At 68.4% G+C, this 8904-nt stretch carries 9 protein-coding genes and 2 pseudogenes; 7 read left to right on the top strand and 4 right to left on the bottom strand.

Going from position 1 to position 8904, the window contains the following annotated elements; genetic code table 11:
- Positions 1–318: pseudogene (locus ON39_RS20215) on the bottom strand (hypothetical protein); the annotation flags it as partial.
- Between the two features lie 100 nt (positions 319–418).
- Here ON39_RS20215 and ON39_RS20210 point away from each other — a divergent pair.
- From ON39_RS20210 to ruvB, 4 genes are all read left to right on the top strand, one after another.
- A complete protein-coding gene (locus tag ON39_RS20210; RefSeq protein ID WP_085998226.1) occupies positions 419–847 on the top strand; it encodes an acyl-CoA thioesterase in 429 nt (142 codons plus the stop codon).
- 86 nt (positions 848–933) lie between these two features.
- Positions 934–1503: a crossover junction endodeoxyribonuclease RuvC gene (ruvC, locus tag ON39_RS20205; protein WP_040736605.1), complete on the top strand. Its 570-nt coding sequence runs from the start codon at positions 934–936 to the stop codon at positions 1501–1503.
- Positions 1500–2102, top strand: a complete 603-nt coding sequence (gene ruvA, locus ON39_RS20200; protein WP_040736603.1) for a Holliday junction branch migration protein RuvA — start codon at positions 1500–1502, stop codon at positions 2100–2102. The genes ruvC and ruvA overlap by 4 nt, the downstream gene beginning before the upstream one ends.
- A gap of 6 nt (positions 2103–2108) precedes the next feature.
- Positions 2109–3191 (top strand): Holliday junction branch migration DNA helicase RuvB, encoded by a 1083-nt coding sequence (ruvB, locus tag ON39_RS20195; protein WP_040736601.1) that lies wholly within the window; start codon positions 2109–2111, stop codon positions 3189–3191.
- Between the two features lie 273 nt (positions 3192–3464).
- Here ruvB and ON39_RS51175 read toward each other — a convergent pair whose 3' ends face one another.
- Together ON39_RS51175 and ON39_RS20185 are read right to left on the bottom strand one after the other, a co-directional pair.
- A complete protein-coding gene (locus ON39_RS51175) occupies positions 3465–4064 on the bottom strand; it encodes a DivIVA domain-containing protein (RefSeq protein ID WP_051186835.1) in 600 nt (199 codons plus the stop codon).
- A 138-nt stretch (positions 4065–4202) separates the two neighbouring features.
- A complete protein-coding gene (locus tag ON39_RS20185; protein WP_051186834.1) occupies positions 4203–4868 on the bottom strand; it encodes a TetR/AcrR family transcriptional regulator in 666 nt (221 codons plus the stop codon).
- Positions 4869–4904: 36 nt separating this feature from the next.
- Here ON39_RS20185 and ON39_RS20180 point away from each other — a divergent pair, with 36 nt between their 5' ends.
- Positions 4905–6395 (top strand): flavin-containing monooxygenase, encoded by a 1491-nt coding sequence (locus tag ON39_RS20180; RefSeq protein WP_040736599.1) that lies wholly within the window; start codon positions 4905–4907, stop codon positions 6393–6395.
- Between the two features lie 46 nt (positions 6396–6441).
- On the opposite strand, the gene ON39_RS20175 is transcribed toward ON39_RS20180, so the two are convergent.
- Positions 6442–7785 carry a lipase family protein gene (locus ON39_RS20175; protein WP_146251328.1) on the bottom strand — a complete coding sequence of 448 codons (1344 nt, stop codon included), beginning with the start codon at positions 7783–7785 and terminating at the stop codon, positions 6442–6444.
- A gap of 362 nt (positions 7786–8147) precedes the next feature.
- Between ON39_RS20175 and yajC the strand changes: the two genes are divergently transcribed.
- Both yajC and ON39_RS20165 read left to right on the top strand, forming a co-directional pair.
- Positions 8148–8543 (top strand): preprotein translocase subunit YajC, encoded by a 396-nt coding sequence (gene yajC / locus ON39_RS20170; protein WP_040736597.1) that lies wholly within the window; start codon positions 8148–8150, stop codon positions 8541–8543.
- A gap of 176 nt (positions 8544–8719) precedes the next feature.
- A pseudogene (locus tag ON39_RS20165) lies at positions 8720–8904 on the top strand (protein translocase subunit SecD); the annotation flags it as partial.

Below are 8904 nucleotides of genomic sequence, written 5' to 3'. Positions count from 1 at the left end.
GCCGACACACGCCCACAGCATCGCGGGCGCGGGATCCGAGGCCAGGCCCTCGTTCGACACATACCACCGCGCGACCAGCGCAGCCGCCACGCCGACCAGTACACACACCGGCACCTGAATCATCCACCACCGTCGCGTGGTGCGCGCGAGGGCGAGCAGCAGCACGGCCGCCGCGGCGAGCTCGATCGTCAGCGGCAGCCAGCCGTGCAGCAGCGAGATGCCGTGATGAAAGGTGTTCTGATAGTTCAGTTTCGCCGACGGCAGCTGCGGAGCCGGCGGCGTCTCCGGCGCGGCGAACGGCACTCCAAGGGCGGACACCTCCGGCATTGTCGACACCGTTCCTCGAGACTGCCTGTGAATCAGCTCCGGGCATCCTGGGCGCTCGAAGTTGTCGGTGGGTGCTGGCATAGTCGGGTCCGTGTCGTTCAGTACGCGTATGGAAGTCCGGGTGTCCGATCTCGACCCTCAGCTGCACGTCACCGGAGCGGCGTATCACCAGTACGCCGACCACTCGCGGTTCGCGTGCGTACAGGCGGCGGGGATCTCGGTCGACGAGTTGATCGCGGACGGCTTCGGCCCGGTCAACCTGGAGACCACGATCAAGTTCCAGCGCGAGCTACGCGGCGGCGACACGGTCGACGTGTCCTGCGTCTGGCTGTGGGGGACCGGCAAGACCTACCGCGTCGAACAGGTCTTGACCCGGGCCGACGGCGAGGTGGCCGCCACGGTGACCAACGTCAGCGGCCTGCTCGACCTGAAGGCGCGACGCCTCGTCGCCGATCCGGCGCGGGAGTGGGCGGCCCGAGCCCGTAAACCGGAGCTACTGGGCTTTCCGCCGGCGCCCTGACCGCGCGCCCCGTGTCGCTGGGCCGCGAAACACCTTGGCTCGGCTAGACTCTCGAACAGTTGTTCGTGTCTGCGGAAGGGGTTTTCGTGCGGGTGATGGGCGTCGACCCCGGGCTCACGCGATGCGGTCTCAGCATCGTCGAGGGCGGGATCGGCCGGAAGGTGACCGCGATCGCGGTCGACGTGGTCCGCACCCCGCCCGACATGGACCTCGCGCACCGGCTGCTCCAGGTCGCCGACGCCGCCGACCGCTGGCTCGACACGCACGAACCCGGGGCCGTCGCGATCGAACGCGTCTTCGCCCAGCACAATGTGCGGACCGCGATGGGCACCGCGCAGGCGGGCGGGGTGATCGCGCTCGCGGCGGCGCGCCGCGGCATACCGGTCGTGTTCCACACACCCAGCGAGGTGAAGGCCGCGGTCACCGGCAACGGCAGCGCGGACAAGGCCCAGGTCACGGCCATGGTCACGCGGATACTCGGCCTGCGGGTCGCGCCGAAACCGGCCGACGCGGCGGATGCGCTCGCGCTCGCCATCTGCCATTGTTGGCGGGCGCCGCTGCTGGAGCGGATGGCCCAGGCCGAGGCCCGCGCGGCCGAGGCGCAGCGTAAGTACGCCGAACGGCTTGCCCAACAACGGAAGGCGGTACAGAGGTGATCGCGTCGGTACGCGGCGAGGTGCTCGAGATCGCCCTCGACCACACGGTGATCGAGGCGGCGGGCATCGGCTACCGCCTCAACGTCACCCCCGCGACCCTGTCCACGCTGACCCGCGGCGAGGAAACCCGGCTGTACACCGCGATGATCGTCCGCGAGGACTCGATGACGCTGTACGGCTTCGCCGACACCGAGGCGCGCGACCTGTTCGGTTTGCTGCAGACGGTGTCCGGCGTCGGACCCCGGCTGGCCATGGCGGTGCTCGCGGTGCTCGAGCCGGAGGCGCTGCGCAAGGCGCTCGCCGAGAGCAACGTCGCGGCGCTGACCCGGGTGCCCGGCATCGGCAAGCGCGGCGCCGAGCGCATGGTGGTCGAGCTGCGCGACAAGGTGAATCTCGTTCCGGTGCAGTCCGGTCCGCCCGGCACGCCCGCCCCGGTCATCACGCCGGTGCGCGAGCAGGTCGTCGAGGCGCTCACCGGCCTCGGTTTCCCGGCCAAGCAGGCCGAGCAGGCCATCGACGCCGTGCTCGCCGAACAGCCCGCCGCCGACACCTCCGTGGGCCTGCGCGCCGCGCTCAACCTGCTCGGCAAGAATCGGTAATCCGGCATGGATTACGCGGAACAACCCGACGAATCACAGGTCACGCCGAGCTATTTGAAGTCCGACGGGGAGATCGAGGCCAGCCTGCGGCCGAAGTCGCTCGACGATTTCATCGGCCAGCCGCGCGTGCGCGAACAGCTGGCGCTCGTGCTGCGCGGGGCCAAACAGCGCGGCGGCACACCGGATCACGTGCTGCTGTCCGGGCCGCCCGGCCTGGGTAAGACCAGCATGGCGATGATCATCGCGGCCGAACTCGGCACCGCGTTGCGCATCACCTCCGGCCCCGCGCTGGAACGCGCGGGCGACCTCGCGGCCATGCTCAGCAACCTCGTCGACGGTGACGTGCTGTTCATCGACGAGATCCACCGCATCGCCCGCCCCGCCGAGGAGATGCTGTACCTCGCCATGGAGGACTTCCGCGTCGACGTCGTCGTCGGCAAAGGGCCTGGGGCGACCTCGATTCCGCTCGATATCGCCCCATTCACCCTGGTCGGCGCGACCACGAGGTCCGGCGCGCTGACGGGTCCGCTGCGCGACCGCTTCGGCTTCACCGGCCACATGGACTTCTACGATGCGGATGAGCTGCTGCTCATCCTGCTGCGTTCGGCACAGATCCTCGGCGTGCAGATCGACCGCGAGGCCGCCGCGGAGGTCGCCGGCCGCTCGCGCGGGACGCCGCGCATCGCCAACCGGCTGCTGCGCCGCGTCCGCGACTACGCCGAGGTCCGCGCCGACGGCGTGATCACCGTGCCCGTCGCGCGGGCCGCGCTCGAGGTGTACGACGTCGACGCGCTCGGCCTCGACCGCCTCGACCGCGCCGTACTCGCCGCGCTGGTGCGCAGTTTCGGCGGCGGCCCCGTCGGTGTGTCCACCCTCGCGGTGGCCGTGGGGGAGGAGGCCGCCACCGTCGAGGAGGTCTGCGAGCCGTTCCTCGTCCGCGCAGGCATGGTCGCCCGCACCCCCCGCGGCCGAGTCGCCACCGCCGCCGCCTGGGAGCACCTGGGCCTCGTCCCCCCACCCGACCTCGTCTTCGGCTCCATCGAAGTCCGCGGCCGCGACCCCCAACCCACCCTCGACCTGTTCGAATAGGCCTCGCCCCCACCGCAAGCCGCGCCGTCGCGCCCCCTCGGAATCGGTCAGACGATCATGAGGAACTGACGGCGGCATCGCTCGAGAAACGTCCGCCGCTGATTCCCTCTCGAGCTGGATCGCTGGGCTTTGAGGCGGGACTGGGCGTGTGGCGGGACGTCGCGCACTTACGCGCCGAGCGCGAAAGCTGTACAGCCGCAACGGTTCTGATTATTCGCGTTGGTAATTGAGTACGCGGGGCGCCGGAAGGTGCGCGGCTGCCGGAGGCGGGTGCTAGTCGGCGGTGTCGCGGTGCAGGGTCCAGCGGTGGTGCTGGTGTTCGGCGTGCTGGAGCGCCGTGATTACTAGATCCAGGAAGGCGTCCACCTCGTCGCCGTGGTAGCCGCGGGTGCCTAGTCGGGCCTCGGTGAAGCGGACGGAGCGTACGTCGGCGACGGTGAGGCTGCCGGGGCCGCCGTGGGCGAGGGTGGCGGCGACCAGATCCAGGAAGGCGTCGACCTCGTCTTCGTGGTAGCCGCGGCGGCCGACGGGGGACTGGGTGAAGCGCATGCGCTGGACGTCGTCGGGGGTCAGGATCGACTGGCCGTTGCCGGCGGGGATCGGCCTGGCTCCGCGCTGACGGATCTCGAGTTCGACACGCACCCGATCCAGGTACTCGTCGACCTGATCCGCCCGGTAACTGCGGCCGCCGGGGCGGGCTGCGTCGAACGTGACGTGGCGCAGATCGTCGGCGGCCAGCGCGCCGCGCCCGGCCATGGTCGCGGCGACCAGGTCGAGGAAGGCGTCGACCTCGTCCGCGTGGTATCCACGCTGCCCGAATGGTGGTGTCGCGAAACTGATTCGGCTCACATCCTCGGGGGTCACGGGCGACATTCTGTCAGGCCGGTCCATCGGAGTGTGCGTATTTCGTACCTTCTGGTCTTGTGTGACCACAGCGCCCCCTGGCGGACACGTCGGAACTGTTCCCACACCTTAACGCCGCCGGACCCGTCAGGGGCCTGATCGGTTTGCTCAATCCTTGCGGACTCCGTCGATCAGCAGCCGCCTGATCGCCTCGTTGAGCCCGCGGATCGAGTCCTCGGTACTGTCGCGCAGGCCGTGTACGATCCCGGCGAGCAGCATGCCGGTGACCGCCCGCGCGGTGTTGACGGTGTCGAGATCGGCTCGCAGATAACCGAGTTCGACGCCGTGGTCGAGGTAACCGGCGGTGAGCGAGTCGGCCATGTCGAGCAGTCCGTAGAGGCGGGCGGTGAGTTCGTCGTCGATGCCGGGCGCGTGGACGAGCAGCAGCTGGGCGACGCGGCGGTCGTCCATCAGGATGTGCGTGAGCGCCTGGCCGATGCGGTCGGTCTGGGCGCGGTACTCCTCCAGCGTGGTGGCGGCGTCGGGGGCGTTCTCGGTGCCGAGCGTGTCGATGATCTTGGTCGACAGGTCGTCGATCACGTGGTCGATGATGTCGCGCTTGTTGCTGAAGTACCGATAGAAGGTGCCGTGCCCGATGCCGAGGTGGCCGGCGATGTCGGCGATGCCGGTGCCGTGATAGCCCTTCTCGGCGAAGCAGACGAACGCGGTGTCGATGATTTCCTGGCGGAGTTCGGCTTTGCGCCGCTCGGCACGCGTCAATGGCTTCGTCACGACCACGATGATACAGTCGTCACAAACGGAATGATGTGTCATTCTGTGATAAGCGGTTCACATATCTGGAGGTTCGGAGTGGCGCCTCAGTACGACGCGGTCGTGGTCGGTGCGGGATTCGGTGGCATGGGGGCGGGCATCGAGCTCGACCGCCTCGGCCTGAGCAACTACGTCATCCTCGAACGCGAGGACGATCTGGGCGGCACCTGGCACGTCAACCATTACCCCGGCCTCGCGGTCGACATCGCCTCGGTCACCTACTCGTACTCCTTCGAGCCGAACCCGTACTGGACGCGGCTGTTCGCGCCGGGCGCGGAGCTGAAGAAGTACGCGGGCCACATCGCCGACAAGTACGGCCTGCGCCGCCGCATGCGCTTCGGCACGGTGGTCGACGGCGCGCGCTGGGACGAGGAGCACCAGCACTGGGTGGTGTCGGTCGCCGGCGGCGAAACCCTCACGGGCCGTTACCTGCTCACCGCGACGGGCTTCCTCTCCCAGCCCTACACCCCGCCGTTCCCCGGCATCGACTCGTTCGCGGGCAAGATCATCCACACCACCGCGTGGGAGGACGACTTCGACCTGACCGGTCGCAAGGCGGCCATCATCGGCACCGGCGCGACCGCCGTGCAGCTGGTGCCCGAGGTGGCCAAGAAGGCGCAGGCGCTCACCGTTTTCCAGCGCACGCCCATCTGGGTGGTGCCCAAGATCGACGCCCCGATTCCCGCGCCGGTGCAGAAGCTGTTCGACCGGGTGCCCGCCACCCAGAAGGCCGCGCGGCTGTTCAACACCAGCCTGCTCGAGGCGCTCATGGTGGTCGGCGTGCTGCACTACACGCAGGCCAAGCCGCTGAACCGGGCCGCGAGCATGCTCGCCAAGGCGCATCTGCGAGCGTCCGTGCGCGACAAGCGAACTCGCGAACAGCTGACGCCGCACTACGACTTCGGCTGCAAGCGCCCCACCTTCTCCAACAGCTACTTCCGCACGTTCAACCAGCCGCACGTGCGCCTGGAGACCGACTCCATCGAGCGCATCGAGGCCGAAGGGATCGTCACCGCCGACGGGCACAAGACCGAGATCGACACGCTGATCCTGGCCACCGGTTTCAACCTGTGGGACGTGAACTTCCCGGCCATCGAGATCATCGGCCGCGACGGCGTCAACCTCGGAAAGTTCTGGCGGGACAACCGTTTCCAAGCCTACGAGGGCATCACCGTGCCGAAGTTCCCGAACTTCCTCAGCCTCAACAGCCCGTACTCCTACAGCGGCCTGTCCTACTTCACCACCATCGAGGCGCAGATGAAGCACATGGGGCGGCTGTTCGGCGAGCTGCTGCGCCGCGGCGAGCAGACCTTCGAGGTGACCGAGCAGGCCAACGCCGGCTTCCTCGACCGCGTCACCGACAAGCTCGGCACCTCGGTGTTTTACGGCGGCGACTGCGCCACCGCGCGCAGCTACTACTTCAACCCGCACGGCGAGGCCGCGCTGCTGCGCCCCACCAGCACCCTCAACGCCCACCGCGAGGCGGTCAGCTTCCCGCTCGACGATTACGTCTACGGCAAGTCCGCCTGAGACAGGACGCGCCCCGCCGGATTCGATCCGACGGGGCGCCGCCGTCCTACTTCGCGATCTTGCGAAGCACCCACTCCGCAAGCATCGGCGTTACCACTGAATGCTCGATATTGGTTGCGTTGCAACAGAACTCGTTGAGCATCGTGTGCTCGGCCGACACCTCGCGCAGATCCTGCTCGAGGTCGACCTCCCAGGTCATCGGATCGAAGTCCAGCGCGACGGCGCTCACCGACGGCACGAAGCAACTCCACCGCTTGGCCTCCTCCAACTCGATCCCCAGCGCCGTGGCGACCTGGCCGAACGAGTCCAGCATGCCGCCCGGCGCACCGTCGAACGGCGCCACCGCGGTGGTCGTCGAGCTGCGCGCGGTCAGCCCGAGGTGCATGCCGCCGATCGGCTGCTCGGCGCCGAAGGCCGGCTGGTAGCGCGCGGTGGCGCTGCCGACCAGGCCGCCGAGGAACTTCTTGTCGAAGACGATCTCGCCCGGTGGCAGCGCGGGCCCCTGCCCGTCGCCGCGTCCGTTCGCGACGCCGAGCCGGACCGGCCGCTGCGGGAATCCGCCCAAATCGGCCATCTCCCGGACGAATTGAGCGCGCAACGGCGACGCGCTGGCGATCGGACCCGAGTATCGCGCGTCCGCCACCCACGCCCAGAGCAGCTGCTGGGCCGCGGGGCTGCGAATCAGGCTCGCCTTGCCTGCCTTACCGGGCGTGAGCGCCTCGAAGAACTCGAAGAAGTACGCCATCTGCTGCAGGATCAACGGAATCCACGCGCCGTTGTGCGGCGAATCCCAGGACAGGTAGGTTTCGGTCTGATGGTCCTCGTCGTCGTGTTCCATCGCCGCGAGCGCGTACCGGGTGACCTGGCCGCCCATGCTCACGCCACCGGTGATCAGCGGCGTGTTGCCGTGGCGCTCGGCGATGACCTTCCCGATGCATGCCCGCGCGACACCGGCATTGACCTGGATGTAGTCGTGTCGCGAATCGAAGCCGAGCAGCACGATATCTATTCCCGCGGCAAGCAATTGGTCGAAAAGGCGCTCACCCGCGTCCGAGTAAGGCATGTTGAACCACTGCCACAGTGTGTCGAGATCGCTAGGGCCATAGTTGAACCCGTCGGCGAAGATCATCGGGTTCACCAGGCGGTCGTGTCCGTTGCCCAGGTGCACCGACGCGGTGCCTTTGCCGTATTTCCCCATGTAGGGATGCTCGGACACGAGCGGCCACTCGTAGTCAGGCGGGCGGGCCGGCTCACCCGATCTGACGCCGGGAGTTCCGAACCACGGGCCCGATTCGGCGCTTCGTGCCAGGTCGTGCAGCTCCGGCGCGGACAGGTCGCCTGCGGCCTTCTGCAATAGCGTTTTGACGTCGATTCTGGCTTCCTCAGCCATCCTCTTCCCCTTTGTGAACGCACAGGATGCCCGCGAGACACGGCTCGGCGATCGTTGAGTTTCGTGCGTAGATCAGGCTCCCCGGCCACGCCGTCGGGACGTCCTGCGCTGATGAATTCCTGCGATTTCTACTGTAGGCGTGCGGAATTCGCTGCGCATACTTTTTCGCGCCGAAGAATTTCCTGACCTGCCGAGCGGGCTTCTTCGACTCCGGTCGCACGGCCGCGAACGCGATCGGATATGTCCCCACCGCCCGTCGGCGCTCCCCAGCAGGTGTGCCGGTGTGGCGTCGGAGACATGAACTGGCAGACTGTCTGGGTACATACCAACCCCACCCACAAGACTAGGGACTGACTTCGACGATGGAACTTCTGTTTCCGCTGCTGCTGGTAGCCCTGCTCGTGCCGATGTTCCTCGGTGTTCGCCGCCAGAAGCGCGAAGCCGCCAAGGTCACGGAGATGCAGGACACCCTTAAGGCGGGCGACCAGGTCATCACCACGTCGGGGCTGTACGGCACCGTCGTCGATCTCGACGACACCACGGTCGACCTCGAGATCGCCGAGGACGTCGTCACGACGTGGCTGCGCGCGGCCATCCGCGAGGTCCGCGTCGACACCGAGGACACCACCGTCGCGACCGAGACGGAGACCGCGACCGAGACCGAGACCGCTGCCGCCGCCGACACGAACGGCGCGCACGTGGCCGACGCCGTCGAGGAATCCGCCGAGCAGACCGAGACCCGGCTCACCAAGGACTAGATCGTCCCTCGGTGTGCCCGCGCGCCGGATGCCGCCGCGACCCCTGACCCCCGGTCCGCCGTCGCGACGGTGTCCGATCCGCGGGCCCCGTCGCTCGCACCACCGTCCGCACCCGGCCTCGCCGGAGTGCGCCCGCCTGTTCCCTTCTCGACTTCCCGCCTAGGAGATGACGTACTGTGCCACCTTCCCAGGGATCGGCGCATCCGCTCCGGCTGCTCGGCGCCTACGCCGCGCTGCTGGCCGTGATCTATGCGCTGGTGTTCTTCACCGGTGACAAAGCCTTGACGCCACGGCTCGGCATCGACCTGCAGGGTGGTACCCGGGTCACGCTGACCGCCCGCACGCCCGACGGCGGCAAGCC

It is taken from the genome of Nocardia tenerifensis NBRC 101015 (assembly GCF_000308715.1).
GTDB classification, from domain to species: Bacteria; Actinomycetota; Actinomycetes; order Mycobacteriales; family Mycobacteriaceae; genus Nocardia; species Nocardia tenerifensis.
This window is presented reverse-complemented; position numbering and strand designations above follow the sequence as displayed.

Bases quoted from the DNA above. Each gene is read 5' to 3' on its own strand.
- ruvB (WP_040736601.1), top strand. From the start codon at position 2,109: ATGGATTACGCGGAACAACCCGACGAATCACAGGTCACGCCGAGCTAT.
- yajC (WP_040736597.1), top strand. From the start codon at position 8,148: ATGGAACTTCTGTTTCCGCTGCTGCTGGTAGCCCTGCTCGTGCCGATG.
- ON39_RS20185 (WP_051186834.1), bottom strand. From the start codon at position 4,868: ATGACACATCATTCCGTTTGTGACGACTGTATCATCGTGGTCGTGACG.
- ON39_RS51175 (WP_051186835.1), bottom strand. From the start codon at position 4,064: ATGTCGCCCGTGACCCCCGAGGATGTGAGCCGAATCAGTTTCGCGACA.
- ON39_RS20175 (WP_146251328.1), bottom strand. From the start codon at position 7,785: ATGGCTGAGGAAGCCAGAATCGACGTCAAAACGCTATTGCAGAAGGCC.